Source organism: Algoriphagus jejuensis, from assembly GCF_039523455.1.
Classification (GTDB): Bacteria; Bacteroidota; Bacteroidia; order Cytophagales; family Cyclobacteriaceae; genus Algoriphagus; species Algoriphagus jejuensis.
In genome coordinates this window covers 532,911-551,330 of sequence record NZ_BAAAFI010000002.1, presented here as the reverse complement: position 1 = coordinate 551,330, position 18,420 = coordinate 532,911, and the positions used below count along the sequence as shown (strand labels likewise).

The 18,420-nt window shown below is 47.6% G+C and carries 16 protein-coding genes; 11 read left to right on the top strand and 5 right to left on the bottom strand.

What is annotated here, in order from left to right; translation table 11 throughout:
• The first annotated feature begins 1 nt into the window (after nucleotide 1).
• The 11 genes from chrA (at nucleotide 2) to ABD031_RS03245 (ending at nucleotide 13,325) form a co-directional block, all read left to right on the top strand.
• Nucleotides 2–1,201: a chromate efflux transporter gene (gene chrA / locus ABD031_RS03295; protein ID WP_343848379.1), complete on the top strand. Its 1,200-nt coding sequence runs from the start codon at nucleotides 2–4 to the stop codon at nucleotides 1,199–1,201.
• 79 nt (nucleotides 1,202–1,280) lie between these two features.
• Nucleotides 1,281–1,946, top strand: a complete 666-nt coding sequence (locus tag ABD031_RS03290; protein ID WP_343848378.1) for a CBS domain-containing protein — start codon at nucleotides 1,281–1,283, stop codon at nucleotides 1,944–1,946.
• A gap of 3 nt (nucleotides 1,947–1,949) precedes the next feature.
• Complete coding sequence (locus ABD031_RS03285; protein ID WP_343848377.1) at nucleotides 1,950–2,825, top strand: NAD kinase; 876 nt, start codon at nucleotides 1,950–1,952, stop codon at nucleotides 2,823–2,825.
• 91 nt (nucleotides 2,826–2,916) lie between these two features.
• Entirely contained in the window at nucleotides 2,917–3,678 is a 762-nt protein-coding gene (gene porG, locus ABD031_RS03280) for a type IX secretion system protein PorG (protein ID WP_343848376.1), read from the top strand.
• Between the two features lie 81 nt (nucleotides 3,679–3,759).
• On the top strand, nucleotides 3,760–4,491 hold the full coding sequence (gene uppS / locus ABD031_RS03275; RefSeq protein ID WP_343848375.1) for an undecaprenyl pyrophosphate synthase: 732 nt from the start codon (nucleotides 3,760–3,762) through the stop codon (nucleotides 4,489–4,491).
• Nucleotides 4,492–4,793: 302 nt separating this feature from the next.
• Nucleotides 4,794–7,487 (top strand): BamA/OMP85 family outer membrane protein, encoded by a 2,694-nt coding sequence (locus ABD031_RS03270; RefSeq protein ID WP_343848374.1) that lies wholly within the window; start codon nucleotides 4,794–4,796, stop codon nucleotides 7,485–7,487.
• Nucleotides 7,488–7,576: 89 nt separating this feature from the next.
• Nucleotides 7,577–8,107 carry an OmpH/Skp family outer membrane protein gene (locus ABD031_RS03265; RefSeq protein WP_343848373.1) on the top strand — a complete coding sequence of 177 codons (531 nt, stop codon included), beginning with the start codon at nucleotides 7,577–7,579 and terminating at the stop codon, nucleotides 8,105–8,107.
• A gap of 13 nt (nucleotides 8,108–8,120) precedes the next feature.
• Nucleotides 8,121–8,678 (top strand): OmpH/Skp family outer membrane protein, encoded by a 558-nt coding sequence (locus ABD031_RS03260; protein ID WP_343848372.1) that lies wholly within the window; start codon nucleotides 8,121–8,123, stop codon nucleotides 8,676–8,678.
• Between the two features lie 60 nt (nucleotides 8,679–8,738).
• A complete protein-coding gene (trxA, locus tag ABD031_RS03255; RefSeq protein WP_343848371.1) occupies nucleotides 8,739–9,044 on the top strand; it encodes a thioredoxin in 306 nt (101 codons plus the stop codon).
• Between the two features lie 133 nt (nucleotides 9,045–9,177).
• Nucleotides 9,178–10,335 (top strand): helix-turn-helix domain-containing protein, encoded by a 1,158-nt coding sequence (locus ABD031_RS03250; protein ID WP_343848369.1) that lies wholly within the window; start codon nucleotides 9,178–9,180, stop codon nucleotides 10,333–10,335.
• 98 nt (nucleotides 10,336–10,433) lie between these two features.
• The gene (locus ABD031_RS03245) at nucleotides 10,434–13,325 is read left to right on the top strand and encodes a M1 family aminopeptidase (RefSeq protein ID WP_343848368.1); all 2,892 of its coding nucleotides are present in this window, start codon (nucleotides 10,434–10,436) and stop codon (nucleotides 13,323–13,325) included.
• Nucleotides 13,326–13,567: 242 nt separating this feature from the next.
• On the opposite strand, the gene ABD031_RS03240 is transcribed toward ABD031_RS03245, so the two are convergent.
• From ABD031_RS03240 to ABD031_RS03220, 5 genes are all read right to left on the bottom strand, one after another.
• Complete coding sequence (locus tag ABD031_RS03240; RefSeq protein ID WP_343848367.1) at nucleotides 13,568–15,235, bottom strand: pseudouridine synthase; 1,668 nt, start codon at nucleotides 15,233–15,235, stop codon at nucleotides 13,568–13,570.
• A gap of 130 nt (nucleotides 15,236–15,365) precedes the next feature.
• Nucleotides 15,366–16,178, bottom strand: coding sequence for an N-acetylmuramic acid 6-phosphate etherase (gene murQ, locus ABD031_RS03235; RefSeq protein WP_343848366.1), 813 nt, complete (start codon nucleotides 16,176–16,178; stop codon nucleotides 15,366–15,368).
• Nucleotides 16,175–17,017 (bottom strand): N-acetylglucosamine kinase, encoded by an 843-nt coding sequence (locus tag ABD031_RS03230; RefSeq protein ID WP_343848365.1) that lies wholly within the window; start codon nucleotides 17,015–17,017, stop codon nucleotides 16,175–16,177. Before ABD031_RS03230 ends, murQ begins: the two co-directional genes overlap by 4 nt.
• A 1-nt stretch (nucleotide 17,018) precedes the next feature.
• Nucleotides 17,019–17,246 carry a cytochrome b5 domain-containing protein gene (locus ABD031_RS03225; protein WP_343848364.1) on the bottom strand — a complete coding sequence of 76 codons (228 nt, stop codon included), beginning with the start codon at nucleotides 17,244–17,246 and terminating at the stop codon, nucleotides 17,019–17,021.
• Nucleotides 17,246–18,397 carry a formimidoylglutamase gene (locus tag ABD031_RS03220; protein WP_343848363.1) on the bottom strand — a complete coding sequence of 384 codons (1,152 nt, stop codon included), beginning with the start codon at nucleotides 18,395–18,397 and terminating at the stop codon, nucleotides 17,246–17,248. The genes ABD031_RS03225 and ABD031_RS03220 overlap by 1 nt, the downstream gene beginning before the upstream one ends.
• Nucleotides 18,398–18,420 lie beyond the last annotated feature (23 nt).

The window sequence follows — 18,420 nt, the reverse complement described above, 5'->3', positions numbered from 1 at the left end:
GATGTCGGTTCGCAAAGTCCGATACTACGTATTCCTAAAAGATGTTCTAGCGCTCTCCATCACCGCTTTTGGAGGGCCGCAGGCATTTTTGGCGATGCTGTTGGAGCGGATGGTAAAAAACCGGGCGTATATCTCAGAGGATGAGCTATGGGAACTCAACGCCCTTTGCAATATCCTTCCAGGGCCCTCTTCCACACAATTGATCTCTGCGATAGGCTTTCGAGTAGGAGGCCCAAATTTGGCCTATCTTGCGCTCTTTGTATGGATATTGCCGGCCACGCTACTCATGACGGCTACTGCAGTGTTGATTCAGTTTTTGCAGGAACATACTCCCGGAGCCTTGGGATTTGCCCGTTTTATACAGCCGATGGCGATTGGCTTTATCATCTTTGCTGCGCAAAAAACCATCTCCAAGATGGTCAATAGCACCGAAGCGATGATCTTGATGCTGATCTCCGCCTTTGTTTCCTTCTTTTACAGCTCGCCCTACATCTTTCCGGTCATGCTGGTCTTGGGAGGACTCAGCACCTCTATCAAATACAAAAACCAACCCAAGGCCGAAGAGGACAAAAAACTGATCATCAAGTGGGCGAACTTTTACTTGTGGGCGGGAGTATTGATCCTGGCGGCTGTCGCGGGTGCGATCACCAACTACCAACCCATCCTACTCTTCGAGAACTTTTACCGTAACGGAAGCCTGATCTTTGGCGGCGGCCAAGTGCTTGTACCCTATCTCTACACCGAGTTCGTTGACTTCAAGCATTTCCTGAGTTCCGAGGAATTCCTGACCGGCTACGCCATTTCCCAAGGCATTCCTGGCCCGACTTTTTCGATTTCTTCCTATGTCGGTGCGCTTTCCATGCGGGAGTTTGGGTTGACCGGCTTCTTGGTTGGGGGATTAATCTCGGCCGCAGGGATATTTCTGCCAGGCATTTTCCTGATTTTCTTCGTCATCCGCTTTTGGGATCAGCTGAAGTTATACCGCCCGGTTCGAGCCGCGCTGGAGGGAATCAATGCCGTCTCCTGCGGGATGTTGATTGCGGCCGCTTATCTACTTTTTGAGCCCTTGGAGGCGAATGCCCTGCACATTGTGTTTATTCTCGGTACCTATGGAGTCTTGCAATTCACCAAAATCTCATCGCCCCTGATCATCCTGGCAGGTATCGTCCTGGGCATCGCCGCTAACTATTTTTTGATTTAATTGAACCAAAACAACCAAAAGGAACAAGATTACTATGAAAAGCGTTTTGTGTTCTGAATTCATTTCCTAAATTTCTTCTATGCAAGCCTACGAGTTCATCAATAGTCTGATTCCACCGCTCAAACTCACCGACCGAGCAGGAATGGCATTGTCCTGGATGGAGGAGATCCGAACGGACTCCCTGCCCGTCTCAGATCAGGGAAGATTCCTGGGTTTTATCGGCGATGAGGTAATCTTCGAACATAACGATACCAACCAATTAATCGGATCAATCGAACTGGAAGCGGGTGCTTGCTGGGTGTATTCGGACAAACACATCTACGACGTATTGAGAGTCGCCTCCGAGAACCAATCCAATCTCGTGGCTGTCCTCGATCGCGAGAATAGCTATCTCGGAGTAGTAACGATGGAAGATGCCATTGCGGCCTTTGCCGACAGCCTGTCAATCAAGTCGCAAGGCAGTGTGCTGATCCTCTCCATGAACATGACAGACTACCTCCTGTCAGAAATCTCCCGACTGATTGAATCCGAAAACACCAAGATCCTAAGTTCATTCATCACCAATGATCCACTGGACCCTGATAAAATCAAGCTTACCCTGAAACTCGACAAAGCAGAACTTCGCCACGTCAAAGCTACTTTGGAACGTTTTGGACACCGGGTTATTGACCATTATCAGGAAGAAACCGGTATCAGCAGCGAAGAAGACCGAATCGGTAACTTGCTGAGATTTTTAGATATTTAAGGCATGAAAATAGCCTTGCACGCTCTTTCTTTCAAGGCAGAGTACCTTTTTCACGTCGAACGTCTCTTCCAAGAACTTGAAAATCACCAGTTTGAAATTCTGGTCACGGAACCTATGGATCGAGCACTCAAGATGCTCGGCAACAATCGCCTCACCTATTGGCTCATCGAAAATGAAGGAGACCTAAAATCAGCGGATTTCCTGATCTCCATCGGAGGAGACGGTACTTTGCTGGATGCTGTTTGTCTGATTGGCCCCTTGGAAATTCCCATTCTGGGATTAAACACCGGCAGGTTGGGCTTCCTCGCGACGGCTGCCACAGACCGCATCGGGGAAGCCATCGACAATCTCGCAACTGGAAATTTTCAAACCGAATCCCGCTCTTTGATTTCCTTGGAATGCAGCCGAAGACTTTTCAATGGGATAAATTTCGCGTTAAACGAATTCACCATCCACAAGCGAGACACTTCTTCCATGATCACGGTACACACCTACATCGATGGCAAATACTTGAACTCGTATTGGGCAGATGGACTTATCGTCTCCACACCAACTGGATCGACGGGCTATTCCCTGAGTTGCGGAGGCCCCTTGATTACACCTGCCGCAAAAAGCTTCGTGATCACACCGGTAAGTCCACACAACCTCAATGTGAGGCCGATTATCATTTCCGATGACAGCGAGATCAGCTTTGAGATCGAAGGGAGATCGGAAAAATTCCTGATTTCCCTGGACTCCAGATCGACTTCCATTTCCTCGGAAATAAAACTCAGCGTAAAAAAGGAACTGTTTTCGGCAAAATTGATCAAATTGCCCAACCTCCATTTCTTCGACACACTACGGCAAAAGCTCAACTGGGGCTTTGACATGAGAAATTGAGCAAATGCGCTATTTGAGCTTAACATTAATTAACCCGTTAAATACTAGGCGTCGTTTTTTAAACGTTGGGTACTTCATAACTTGCACCGTCTTGAAAAAAGTCAATTTTAAGATTATCAGACACTTACTTGTATTTATCCTTGTTTTCGCCGGGTATTTGATCCCGGCAAAGGCGCAGCAATATGAGATAGGTGGAGGCATCGGCGTCGGAACGTACACCGGGGATATAATCCGCAAAGTTGACCCAGGTCAAATAGGACTTCAAGGCACGTTCTTTGGCAAGAGAAATTTTGACAATGTGTGGAGCTTACGAGCGGCGATCAGTTCCTCCATCTTTAGTGCTGACGACCGCATAAGGCCTATAGACACGGTGGCCTTAGTCAGGAGTAGCAGGTTCCGCGGTGGAGCAATTGAGGGCAGCGCAGTGATGGAATTCAATTTCTTGAATTTCCTGGGGTATAGTAGCGAGTTTCGTTGGTCTCCCTATGCCTTCTTTGGGTTGGGGTATTCGTATTTCATCGTAAAAGGTAACACCTATGAATATCTAGACTCCGAAAGGTACGATTTTGGCTCGGTGGTCATCCCATTCGGCGGCGGTGTGAAATACCGGCTCAACGACCGATGGACTATGGCAGCAGAATTGGGTTTCCGTCCAACGATGACAGACTACCTAGACAAGATCGACAGTACCCTCCCGGCAATTCCTAGAAATGCACCGCCTGTTGACCCAAACACCGGACAAATCCCTCCTTTTGGGATCAATTATGGAAATCCATACACCAAGGATTGGTATTACTTCATGGGGCTCACTATCAGCTATACAATTACCAGTGTAAAGTGCTTTGCCTATTAATAAATTGAATGCTAGACCTAATAATTGGAAAAGAAATAGCATTTTTGTACCTCCAAAAAAGTAGGTACCCAATCCACTGGAATGAAGGAGAAACTAGACCTTACCAAAATCCCCAAACATATCGCTATCATCATGGACGGCAACGGCCGTTGGGCCAAGAAAAAGGGAGCCATGAGAATTTTCGGACACCGACATGCGATTCAAGCGGTCAAAGATGCCATCGACGGTGCCGATAATCTGGGAGTAAAATACCTAACACTATTTTCATTTTCCACAGAAAACTGGTCACGTCCGCAGGACGAGGTGAAGGCGCTCATGGAGCTTTTGGTTAAAACTCTCATCGATGAGATCTCCCTCATGATGAAAAACAACATCCGCCTCATCGCCATCGGAGACATCGAAAGTCTTCCCAAGTCAGCAATCGAAAAATTGCAGGAGGTCAAACGGCAGACGGAAAACAATACCGGTCTTACTGTCCTGTTGGCGCTCAGCTATAGCGGACAGTGGGAACTAACCAAAGCTACCCAACGCATTGCTCAAAAAATCTCTGAGGGAAAACTGAAACCCGAGGAAATCACCAAACAGACCATCGCTGATCATCTGGACACGGCCGGCATCCCGGATCCCGAGCTGATGATCCGCACTAGCGGTGAACACCGGATCAGTAATTTTCTGCTCTGGCAGCTAGCCTACACTGAGTTGTATTTTACACCAGTGCTTTGGCCGGATTTCAGAACGGAACACCTTCATGCCGCAATTGAAGACTACCAAAAGCGCGATAGAAGGTTCGGAAAGACCGGCGAGCAGGTTTAGCCTTAAAAAGTTGATCAAATCAAACATGACCGATGTTTTACATAGCGGTATGATCACTAGTCTACCGGCAAGCAACGTGGGTGTTATTAAACTATTGTAATCAATTGAAATCGAGGGCGACTCAACTCCCCAGCAAGGCATGAGGGATAGCGCACAAGATACGGCTTGCCTAACAGCAGTCGGGAAGATCCTTTGGGTCAAATTATAGTCTTATGAAATTTAGCATGGCACAAAACGGCCAACTGAGAATAATTATTCCCTAAGCAAGATTTCATGTGGCCTTAAAAAACCACTATAAACACATGAAAAAAAGTTTATTAATTCTGTTTTGTTTGATATGGTCTGCTTCGGCATTTTCCCAGATCCGTTTGGGACAAAGCCGCTATGCTTCAGCAAAACCTGTCAACATTCTGGAACTGAATTATGCCAAGCCCCAGAAATTCAGAATTGCGGAGATCAAAGCAGTGGGATTGTCCACGCTTGATGAAATTGCGATTATTTCCCTCTCAGGCCTGAAAGTAGACGACCGGATCGATGTACCCGGAGATGCCATTTCCAACGCCCTTAAAAAACTTTGGGGCCAGGGCATCATCGGAGATGTTAAGATCCTAGTGACCAAAATCGAGGGAGAAGATATCTATCTCCTGCTTGACCTGACCGAAAGACCCCGGTTCTCGCGGGTCGAATTCAGTGGAATCAACAAAACCCAGGAAGGTGAACTTCGGGACAAAGTGAATATTCGAGGTCGAGTCGTGCGCGACGATGTCCTCAATACCGCCAAGCGAAATATCGAAAAATATTACCTGGACAAAGGCTATCTCAATACTGATGTCAAGATCGTCCAAGATCGTGACACAACCCTTCCCAACAGTGTCAAGCTCCGATTTGACATCGACATCAGCTCCAAAGTGAAGATCAATGAGATTCAATTCTACGGAAACACTGAAATCGCCGACGGACCGCTAAAGGGCAAGATGAAGAAGACAAAAGAGCACGCTCGCGTTGCGGTCTTCAAAGACATCTACTCCAGGATCACTGATGCAGACGCCGCCAGTGTAAAAAACTCTATCCTCCACACCGATACAGCCTCGGTCGAAGAGGTCAAAAACTACTTCAACAAGAATTTCAAGCTCAACTTCTTTGCCGGCTCCAAGTACATCCCCAAGGAATACAGAAATGACAAAGATCAAGTCATCAATTTCTACAACACCAAAGGTTTCCGCGACGCGAAGATCTTGACCGACTCGGTATACGACTTTGCCGAAGACAAAATCAACATCGACATCGAAGTCGTGGAGGGTAGAAAGTACTACTATCGCAACATCACTTTCGCAGGAAACTACATCCACCCGGATCCTGTCCTGCTGGCGAAGCTTGGTATCCAAAAAGGAGATGTATACGACAAAGAAAAACTGGACAAGAGACTAAATTACGATCCTCAAAAGGGAGATGACGTGAGTTCACTCTACCAAGATGATGGCTATCTTTTTTTCGATATCGACCCTGTAGAAGTCAATGTCTCCGGCGACTCCATCGACTTGGAAATGCGAATCTTCGAAGGTCCCCAAGTCACGGTAAACAGTGTAAACATCAAAGGAAACGAGCGGACTTCGGATCACGTCGTGATGCGGGAAATCCGGATTCTTCCCGGTCAAAAATTCAATCGGGCAGCTTTGGTACGAACCATCCGAGAACTTTCCACCTTGGGCTACTTTGACCCGGAAAAGATCAATCCAGATCTCAGACCGAATTTCGAGGCAGCGACCGTGGACATCACATTCGAACTAGAAGAGAGACCCAATGATCAGATCGAACTGTCTGGCGGTTGGGGAGGATTCTATGGGTTTGTGGGAACGGTCGGACTCGTCTTCAACAACTTCTCGATCAAAAACATCGGCGACTTCAGCAAGTGGGATCCACTTCCGGTGGGCGATGGACAGAAGCTTTCCCTTCGTGTACAAGCCAACGGAAAGACCTTTCAAAATTATTCTATCTCCCTGACTGAGCCGTGGTTTGGAGGCAAAAAACCCAACGCACTTAGCTTTTCATTTAACCATTCAGTGCAGCGGCAGGTCGATTATTACAATCAAACCAACTTCGGAAATGAGCTAGGTTTCTTCAAGATTACCGGGGTGACCTTGGGCCTTGCAAAGCGAGTGACTTGGCCTGACGATAACTTCAGCATCAGCAACTCTCTACGTTTCCAAAACTATGTATTCGACGAGTTCGGTACTTCATTTGGACTGAGTTATCCTACTGGTGTTTCAAAAAGTATCACCTGGAATACCACTATCGCCAGAACGAACATTGACAACAACACTTTCCCGCGCATGGGATCCAACATCATGTTGTCAGCAGCTTTCACCCCACCTTACGTCGCATTGAACGATAACATCAATGACGAGTCTCCTGATCAGGAAAAGTACAAATGGCTGGAGTATCACAAGTGGATGTTTGACGCATCTTTTTATACGCCGCTTTTTGGCTCCTCCAAGTTAGTGGGTAGCGCCCGAGCTCACATGGGCTTCCTCGGATCCTATGGCAGCAAAATCGGCATCATTCCTTTGGAGCGTTTCGTAATGGGTGGCGATGGCATGACCTTCAACAACTTCGCACTCGGCCAAGAGATCATTGGTTTGAGAGGATATGAAAACCAAAGTATTACCCCTGGAAAACTAACGCGAGGCGTGGGCGGAGAACCGTACGGTGGCGTAGTGTACAACAAGTTTGTGACAGAAGTACGATTCCTGGTATCACCCAACCCCTCTGCCACCATCTTCCTCTTGGGATTTGCCGAGGCGGGTAACAACTGGGGCTCCTATAAAGACTACAATCCCTATGACCTTAAAAAATCCGCAGGCTTTGGTGCACGTATCTTTATGCCTGCATTCGGACTTCTGGGGATCGACTGGGGATATGGATTTGATCGGGTTGCTCCTGAGCTACAACGAAGTGGCGCACAGTTCCACTTTACTATTGGTCAGCAGTTCAGATAATCTTGTGACGAGTGATTCGTTTAGTTAATTTATGCAAAAAATGAAGTGCTTCACCCGACTTCAAATGCCATTGAAAACCAAACGAACCCATGGATAAATCACTGAAAATTGTACTTTTGCTGCTCATTCTGCTTCAGGCAGGCCCTTTAGCGGCCCAAAAGTTTGGATACATCGACTCGGAATACATCCTGAACAAGCATCCAGACTACAAAGTGGTGCAGGAGGAATTGACAAAACTGGGCTCCGATTGGAAGAATGAGGCACAAAATTTGGATCAAGAGATCAAAGAACTGACCACGCAGCTCAAGGCTGAGGAAGTCTTGTTAACAGAGGAAATGTACCAGCAGCGCCTGGAAGAGATCAAAGCGAAGCAAAAGGCTTCACAGGAATTTAACAGCAGGATCTTTGGAATCGATGGGATGTACTACCAAAAGCAGGCAGAACTGCTCCAACCCCTACAGTCAAAGATCTACGATGCGATCGAGCGGGTTTCAAGGCGAAACAACCTTGCGGTTTTGTTTGACAAAGCTGCCGGACCCTCGGCGATTATCTACACAGATCCAAGACATGACTACTCTGAGTTTGTCCTGGAAGAATTGGGAATAGAAAAGAACAATTAAATACACACACCAAATGATGAAAGTAAAAGTTATCCTAGCGGCAGTAGCGTTGCTATTCGTAGGATTTGCAGCTCAGGCCCAGGAAGTGAAAATCGGCTACACGAGCGTGGAATTTATCATGGATCTCATGCCTGAAATGGAACAAATCGGAGCAGACATCCAAGACTACCAAACTCAGCTTCAAACCAACATCCAAACCAAAGGAGCTGATTTCCAACGTCAGGTACAGACCTATCAGCAAGCTGCCTCAACCATGACTGAAGAAGCAAGAGCTGCCAAAGAAGCTGAATTGACCAAAGTGCAGAATGATCTTCAGAAATATGAGCAAGATGCGCAGGTATCTTACCAGAGAAAACTCGGCGAATTGTTAGAGCCGGTACAGACCAAGGTGATCAATGCGATCAACGCGGTAGCTGCCGAAAACAACTACACTCACATCTTCGCTGAAACTGCAGGTCAGTCTCCGGTTTTGCTTTACACCAAAGAAGAAGACAAGTTCACCGAATTGGTATTGGCCAAGCTTGGCCTTCAGATGCCAGCAGCTCCGGCTGGTGCACCTTCCGGAAGATAATCCTGAACCACACATTACAAACCGACCTTCCCAAGAGGTCGGTTTTTTCTTTTAAATCCCATGCCCAAAAAAAACCCCAAAGATATCATCAGCCAAAGTCAAGACGCAGTCTTGGTGGATTTCTATGCCGACTGGTGCGGCCCTTGCCAGACGATGAATCCGATCCTGGAGGAAACTTTGGCAGAATTGGGCGGAAAGATCAAACTGCTCAAGCTGAATGTGGATAGCCACCCGCAACTCAGTCAGCAGTTTGCCGTGCGGTCGATTCCCCACTACATCCTATTCAAGCGAGGCAAGATCCTCTGGAGAAAAGGAGGCGTGATTACCAAAAGAGATTTGCTTCAGCAGTTGAAGGGATTTGTGTGATTTGCTTCTAAATACAGGGTGTCTAAGTCCGTTGCTTATGACTATTGTTTCATGTTCTAAGTAAATTGACCCTAGGTTTTTCTTTGGAGAAAGCCATCTACCAACACCCCTTTGACACCAACCTCCCGCTTCCATGAACCTTGACTTAAGCCTGGTCAATATTCTGATTCTCTTTGGAGCTGTCCAAGGCCTCACCTTTGCGGTGGTTCTCTTTGCGAGCAAGCGACATCCCGGGGCGGTCTATCTGGGTCTTGCCGTACTGGCTTTGGTCTACAACGGCCTGGAGACTTTCAACTGGAGTTCCAATCTCGAAAAACATACCGCCTTTTTCGACTACTATCCCTTTGTCCTGATCTTCTTGGTCGGACCGTCCTTTTATCTCTATCAGCTTTCTCTTTTATCTGAAAACCCACTATCGCGAAGACAGAAACTTTGGATCTATTCAACCTTCATTTTCCAGTTCTGCTATCTGACGATTTGCTGGTTTACCTATTTTCTGGTTGGTATCGGACTGACAGGTCTCCGACCGGGATTGACACTGGCCGGGCAATTTTATGCCCAATACAGTGAGCCACTGAGCGTGCTCGTTTACCTGTTTTTTACCGGTCTGTCGCTGCGCGAGTTTTACAAATTGCCTCCCCGCTCTGAAATTGAAAAAAGGAATCGCGAAAAAGGGAAAATGGTTCGAGCTTGGGTGAAGCAGATTCTTGTTTTTCAGATTATCCTCGCACTCGTTTGGACAGCCACATTGGTAGTTTCCTACTCGGGAGTTTGGCCGTTTACTTGGTCTGAGTACTACCCCGTCGAGATCCTTCTCGTGTTGTTTCTCTACTGGATCGCGATAGCAGGATATCTCAAAATCCGATCAATAACAATCGAACCCAAAAGAAAACGAAATCTAGCGGACAGGGAAGTGTTTGAAGGAAATGAAAAATCCCCGCAGATGATTTTACTCCAAAACGCCATGGAATCGGATCAACTGTACCGCAATCCTGAACTCAGCCTTGCCTCGCTATCGGAGAAAATCGAGGTGCCTGTCAAGCAGATCTCCAAAACGCTAAACCAAGAAGCGGGGATGAATTTCAACGATTTCGTAAACTCCTATCGCGTGGAGGCTTTCTGCGGGGAATTGAAAAAGCCGGAAAACAACAACCTGACCTTGCTGGGCATAGCGTCCACCTGCGGATTCAACTCATCAGCCACTTTTCAACGCGCCTTCAAGAAATTCAAAGGGGTGACCCCAGGAGTCTATTTCCAGCGAAGGGAGGAAATGGGAGAAAGTGGGAGATAAAATGTCTCAAATCGGGATTTGAGAAGTCAAAATCCAATCTCACCGGTTCTGGCTGGGTCAAATTCCCGTTTTTTGAAGAGGAAAAAGAAATCCAATCCATGTCAGATTTTCTCAGTTTTAGAACCATCGCTCTCTTTGCCTTTCTTCTTTTTCTTTTATTCGAAGTCTCCGCTCAAACGCAAAGTCTGAAAGGTAAAGTCATCAGTAAACAAACCGGTGAGGAGATCCCTTTCGCTCATATCTACCTTCCCGAATCTGGAAAGGGCGCAATTGCCGGACTCAAAGGTGACTTTGAACTCGCGCTTCCCATGGCATTGCCCGAGCAGGTTCTGCTGCGGGTGAGCTGTCTCGGTTTCAAAGACGCGGAATTAAGCTGGAGCATTGGGAGTGGATTTCTGGAGATTGCACTGGAGGAAGAATTTCTGGACCTTCAGGGTGTTGAAATCCGCCCGGAAGACCCGGTCGCCCTGCTGCGCGCTGCGGCCCTCAACATCCCCAAAAACTACGGATCGGACAGTGCCTTTATCCAAGGATACTATAGGAACAGCGCAATGCTGGATAACAAAGCGCTGCGATATACCGAGGCTTTTATCGACATCATCCAGCCACCCTACGAGTTGCACGACGCAGAGCAAGACCTGGTGGGCGACTCGATCCATGTACGGGAAGTACGCACCAAACCCACCGAGTTTGAGGATTGGAAGGTCCAGCTCATGACCCCTTTTGAGAATAATACCTACCAATTTCTCTTCAGGGACGTCGCGCGTGACTTTACCTCCAGCGTCCAGCGCGAAATGTTCATCTCCAACTATCATTTTGAGTTGGAAGACAGGGTTTCGATCGAGGGGAGGCCTGCCTACAAGATCTCCCTGCAACCCAAAACAAACCACAAATACGCCATCTGGTCGGGACATCTATATCTGGATGTGGAGACGCTCGCCTATGTGAAGATTGATTTCATCTCTACGGAAAAAGCCTTCAAAAAACTCAAGTCCCAAGCAGCCTTTATCCTGGTGTCCAACTTGTACAAATTCCACTACAAAGCCGGGGAATGGAGAGAAGTAATCCAATCCAAGTTCGACGGAGAGCGCTGGGTCTTGGATGAAATCAATTCGAGCAAAGTCTTCGAAATATCCAGCAAGCCGCGCGGGATGGATCACGCCCCCTTGGTCTACACGCTCCACTTCAAAGCTGATAAGAAGTCTCAAGTTCCCGCCAACTACTCCAAACCCTTCCTTTCCAACGACATCGGCCAAGCCAACACCTACTTCCAGGAAAACTACGACTCCGAATTTTGGGTAGCCTTTGATCAATCCCGAGGAGTGGAGACCAAGGAAGTCTACGGCTTCAAAGAGGTCTCTCCGGATCAAAAACCCTACGAATTCAGTCGTCTCGACACACTCAAAGGTGCCCTGACTCCTCTCAGGACAGCCTACGATGTGGGGTTTTACCATTTGGACGTGGAAGTTTTTCCAGAGGAGGAGGTCATCGCCGGGAGCAGTTTGATCCGGTTCAAAGTCATAGAGAGTACCGACAAGATTCAAGTCGACCTCTATTCTCAGATGCAGATCGACAGCATCCTATACCAGTCGCAGGCCCTGGACTTCTCGAGAGAGCACGACGCGGTGACCGTCCGTTTTCCCGAGTCCTTGAAAAGGGATTCTACGGAGGAGATCCAGGTGTATTTCAGAGGAAGACCTTTGGACTTTGATCCCCAGATCCCGATGTACGCTTCGTTCCTGTGGACCCAGGATGCCAATGACCATCCATGGATACAGGCGATCTGTCAGGGATATGGAGCAAGCGGCTGGTGGCCAAACAAAGACCACCTCTCCGACGAACCCGACTCCGCCCGCATCAGCATCATCCATCCCGCGGATCTCGTCTCCATCGCCAATGGGAGAAAAGTGGGCGAATACAGCCTCGGGAACGGAAAAACCCGAACTTCCTGGGCAGTAAGCTACCCGATCAACAACTACAATCTCATCCTGTACTTGGGAAACTACGAAACCCTGAAGGGTCAGCTGGTGGGATTGGAAGGGACAATGGCATTTGAGATGGATGTGCTGAAAGATCACGTGGCGATCGGCGAAAAGAAGAAATCCCAAGTGCAGCCTGTGCTGGATTCCTTCGAAAAGTACTTTGGCCCCTACCCTTTTCCCCGAGACGGAATCCGCTTTGTAGATGCCCCGCACGCGATGGAACACCAGAGCGCGGTAGCCCTAGGTACCGAATTTTTCACCGAGGAGGAAAAGGACTGGGAGGAGTACACGAATGAAAACTTTGCCAAAGGCTGGATTCCGGCCCAGCTGCTACTCCATGAGTTTGCCCACGAGTGGTGGGGCAATAGCCTCAGCTGCACCGACAATGCCGAGTTGTGGATCCATGAGGCCTTCGCCACCTATGCAGAGTCGTTGTTTCTGGAGGATCGCTACGGCTATGAATCCGCCCAGATCTACCTCAACTCAATGCGGACGGAGATGAAGCATGAGACGCCCCTGATCGGGGAGTTTGGACTCAACCATATCCACTACGACATCGGCGACATGTACACCAAAGGCGCCTTGTTTTTGGACGCACTGCGAAAGCTGGCAGGGGATGAAGTTTGGTTTGCGTACCTCAAGGAGCTCCAGACCACTTTCCGCCACCAAAGCATCACCTCCCAAGACCTCGAAGAGCTGCTCAGCGAGCGGACAGGTCAGGACTTGAGTTTGCTTTTCCAGCACTATTTGCACGAAAAAGAATTGCCCAAGCTGGAGTACTATGTGAAAAGTCAGGATGGAAAAACCACGTTGTTTTATCGTCTCGACAAGGATTTGGGTGCCGTGAAAATCCCGGTGGTCTTGAACACCATTTCTAAAAAAGAGGTGAAAATCTATCCAACAATGGAGTGGCAGGACTTGAGCTTGGATGTAGATTCTGCTGAGAACTTTAAGTTTGATGAAAGCAGTTTTCTGTTGGAGTATTCCAAAATCACTGCAATTCCATAAAAACGGTTTTGGGGAGACGCCGCGAGAACCGAACATCTTAACAAATTAAACTCCCGCTTCTAGAGAGAATTCGGATTGATCCAGATAGCCATCGAGGATCCCACGATAGGTTGTTTGACAGGCCCTCCAACCAGGATTCGATTTTACAAATGTCGAATAGCGTAAAAACTCTCCAAGGGACTGAAAAACCCTTGGAGAGTGCGCAAACAAAAATGGCTCCTTTCGGGAGCCTCTTCTGTTTATTAGGTGAAGAATTTCAATCGGATCACTTCCTGCTCTGTGAGGAATCGGTAGTGTCCACGCTTCAGATCTTTCTTATCCAAGCCTGCATACATCACACGATCCAGCGCAGTAACCTCATAGCCCAAGTGAGCAAATAGCCTTCTTACGATTCGGTTTCTGCCGATGTGAATCTCCAATCCGAGAATCGTGCGGTCTTGAGAAAGTACCTTCATATCATCTACTTTCACATCTCCATCTTCGAGGGTCAAGCCTTCCAGGATTTCCTTCTCGTGATTATGCGTCAATGGCATATCAAGCGTCACCTGATAGATCTTTTTCACCTCATTGGATGGATGAGAAAGCTTTGCAGTCAGCTCACCGTCATTGGTAAAGAGCAAGAGGCCGGTGGTATTTCGATCCAGTCGCCCTACTGGGAACATCCGCTCTTCGCAGGCATTCTCCACGAGCGCCATCACGGTCTTACGCTCCATCGGATCGTCGGTCGTGGTGATGAAATCCTTCGGCTTGTTCAGCAGTACATAGACAGGCTTCTCAGGATTGACTTTTTTACCTTGGTAAACTACTCGGTCGGTCTTTCTAACCTTATAGCCCATCTCGGTGATCACTTCACCGTTGACAGTGATCAATCCTTTTGCGATCAGATCATCTGCTTCTCTCCGGGCACAGATCCCAGAATTGGCGATGTACTTATTCAGTCGGAGCAGATCCGTTTCTTCTTTTCCTTTGACCTTTCTGGCTGGCAGCGCATCAAAATTGTAATCCGGTCTGTCCGCATTCACTTCCTGACGGTTCGGTCTATTCTTACCAAAACCTCTTTTTTCTGTCGGCTTGTCCTCGTTGACTTTTGGCTTCTCCGGCGCGAAAACCGGCTGCTGATCACGTCCTCTGCCTTTGTAAACTAGGCGCTCGCCAGATTCTCTTGGAGATTGGTCTTTGGAGCCTTTCTTGAAAAAAGGCTTCTCATCCCGATGACTATCGGGACCAGAATCTTTGCCAAATCTTTTTGCTCCAGACTCTTCTTTGTTGAATCGATCTACCTTATCGCCAAACGACCTTTTCGGATAGTCAGAACCCTCTCTTTTCTCAAACTTCTTTGCTGAGAAATCATCCTTTTTGAAGCGGTGAGATTTTTCTCCAAAGGATTTCTTTGGAAAATCCCCGCCGTCTCGCTTTTCGAATTTCTTGCCAGAGAAGTCGTCTTTCTTGAAACGATCCGGCTTCTCCCCGTAGGGCTTTTTGCCAAAACCGGAGTCATCACGCTTTTCAAATTTCTTTTTGAAACCGTCTCCTTTGTTGTCAAAACGCTTATCTCCGTAGGATTTTCTCTCAGAATCTCCTGTGCCAAATCGCTTGTCAGCGCCTTTGTCGTCAGAGTTGAAGAATCTGCCTTTTGGTTTGTCACCAAAGCTGCGTTTGCTGTCAGAATTGAAATCAGCCTTTTTGCCGAACGATGGTTTGCTATAGGAATCGTCCTTTTTACCAAAGGAGGACTTGCTGTAGGAATCGTCTTTCTTACCGAATGACTTTCCTTTTGAGGAAAATTTGCTGTCCCCCTTGTCAGATCGGCCACCTTTCGATGAAAAGTCAGGTCTGCTGGAGGATCTCGAGGAGTCAGAATCTTTGCCTCCTTCGTTGAAAAATGGCTTTCTAGGATTGTTCTTTTTCATAAGTATGCAGCATCACTGCTGTAGTTTGTGGTGAATAAATAAACGTCTGGCTTTCAAACGCTTATTCGGGCTGCAAAGATACGGTCAAAGACAGGAAATATCACCATCGTATCCAAAATTTTCTTAACGATCATCCCTTGTTTTTATAATAATATTCTGTTGCATTGCGAACAGAGCCTTGAGAAAGCACTAATTCATTGGCGACCGCATAGTCCAGACCGGTAGCTTCCATGACCATCTTGGTCGCTCTGTCGACCAGCTTGATATTCGAAAGCTGCATATCCACCATCTTGTTTCCCTTCACCCGACCCAGCTTGATCATGACAGTGGTCGAGATCATGTTCAAAACGAGCTTTTGCGCCGTTCCGGATTTCATCCTCGTACTGCCCGTCACAAACTCCGGCCCGACGACTACTTCAATCGGATATTCCACGGCTTTTGCCAAGGGAGATTCTGGATTGCAGGTGATACAGCCCGTGAGTAGGCCTTTTGCTCTTGCCGTCTTCACCCCGCCGATTACATAGGGAGTTGTCCCTGAGGCAGCAATCCCGATCACTGTATCCAGCTCTGAAAATCCATAGGCTTGAATATCCTTCCAGGCCATTTCGGGATCGTCCTCTGCATTTTCAACCGCTTTTCTAATAGCCGCATCTCCACCGGCAATCAAACCAACGACCCAATCATGGGGAACCCCGTAAGTGGGCGGGCATTCCGAAGCATCCAACACCCCAAGTCGGCCACTTGTCCCCGCACCGATATAAAAAAGCCTTCCTCCTTCGAGCATTCTTGGGACAATCTGATCAACCAATGCTGTGATCGCCGCAAGCTTTTCTTTCACAGCTGGAGCCACTTTGTGATCTTCTGAATTTATATTTTGCAAAAGATCGACGGTGCCCATCTTTTCCAAATCTTGATACTGCGAGCTGCTCTCGGTGACCCTCATAGTTTTTCCTGATGATAAAGCGTAAGGCCAGCTATCGGCCCTTCGATGATGATATTCACATTGATTCCGGAGTCGGAGGCAGCCTTTCTTAGGATATCGGAGTTGTAATATGCAATCGAACCGACAAAATTGGCTGGCTTGTTTTGGTAGTCGGGGTACTTGAAGATGTGCTTCGCAAAGAAGTCTTTGAATGCATTGTAGTACAGGCCGTAGCAATACGGATCGGCTTTGTTTTCGGAGATAAACCTGCAAAAACTCGCCATGTATCGACTTGGAAATGGCTGGCGGTAAACGTGATCCTGAATGATGTTTTGCGTGATATGAAAGCGCTCAATCGCCGCCTCACGGATGTTTTCAGGCATTTCCTCGTGAATAAAATCAGTCAAAAACTTTCGCCCCACATAGCATCCTCCCCCTTCATCTCCCAAAATATAGCCCGCCGCAGGGCGAGTTGCCAAGATGTCTTTCCCATCGTAGTCACAACTGTTGGAGCCGGTTCCCAGGATACAGGCGATGCCGGCATGATGCCCACAGGTCGCGTGCGCGGCTGCGGCCAAGTCATGATCGACATGAATTTTGGCTTGGCCAAAAATAGTACTCAACGCATTGGTTACTTCTGCTTTCCTGTCCGGCGCAGAACAACCTGCACCATAGAAATAAATCTCTTCAATTTCACTTTCGAGATTGACGAGGAAGTCATGGCGCATCTGTATCGCCATCTCTTCTGAGGTCATGTAATAAGGATTGAATCCTACCCCCCGGTGCTGACTGATCTTGCCATCTCGATGGATGACCCGCCAATCTGTCTTGCTGGAACCACTATCTGCAATTAATATCATTTTACGCTAGTTGGCCTATGGCCTGAAATTTCTCAAACACTTTCTCTGTGTGCGGAGCGTCAACGAGCTCCTCTGTCAAATCCTGCCCCGCCCAATGCTCGTAGTGCGTCCCGTTTTTCCATAATCTGGAACTGCTCACGTCATAAATCACTCCACGGTAAGCAATCCAAATCTCCGGCTTGTCCTGACCGTTTCTCAAGGCCAGTTGTTGCCTGGTGTACGTCTTCATCAATACAATTTGATCTGTGCATTGATCCAGCGCTCGGGGATCTCTCCTTTTTGCGCTACTAGATAATCAGAATAGCTACACGGGACGGTGCTTACCCGGTCGTAGCGCCCGGTTTCATTGTGGGGAATTTCCATCCACCACTTGCCGCTTCTTTTGCTTTTGTAAAACACCAGCGAATTTGGCTTGGCATCCAGAGAAACGGTGTACTTGATATAGTCTGCACTTTTAAATGAAAGACTATCTTTCCTTGAATAAAAGCCTTCCACAAAGTACCATATCATCACCGCAGCGACCTTTGCCGTCTTGTTATTCGCATCGTCAAAGTAGGGATCATAGCCATAGAGTCCGATTGAGCTCAACTTTTCATTCATCCCCGCAAACCAGAACACTTGGCAGGCCTCCTCTCCACTCAGCCCGAAGGGTTCCGCGCCTACGGCACCCGGCGCATCGGCAGATTGGATCGCGCTCAAATCAAAGCTCAACAAATCGGCATCCCGAATCAGAGGCTCGGATTCCTTGAACTTGTCACGAAGCTGACCGAGCCGGACATGATCAAAGTACAGTTTCTCCATCACATTGATCAACGTAGGATCCACCAAGAAGCTTTGATAAGCCAGATGGGTATAAGAAAACAGAAAATTGGGCTGATGTAGGACAATCTCCTGTGTGTGTCGGTCGTCCTCCGGTCCGATTTCTTCCATGTCCACTTTTGAATCAACCGTCACGAGAGTCACGAGCTTTTTCATCTTCTGGTAGGAAAGATATTGCCCGTAATCCAAATCATGAGATCCTCCGAAGAAAATGGGAAGGATCTGATTCTTCATCAGAAACTCTCCCACCTGACGCATGCTTTGATAGGTATCATTCAAAGATTCTCCAGAAACCAAATCCCCAAGATCCGCTATTCGAGTAGAGGCGATTCCCTTTTTCAGTTCATAGAGCTTTTCCCGAATCTCGGCACTCCCTCTTTCGATGCTTTCAGATTTCTTTGCACCACGGTTTTCTTTGATCCCCACCAGTGCAATCTGGATTCCCTTGAGATCGGGAAAATCATCTCTGTGAATCCGTAATTGCTGACAAAAGGAGTTTTCCGAATACTTTTTCTCAAACAGAAAATCAGCAACTGGCTCAAAAAAGGACTGAAGATTCATAGAATTGGTGATGTGTTTTTAAA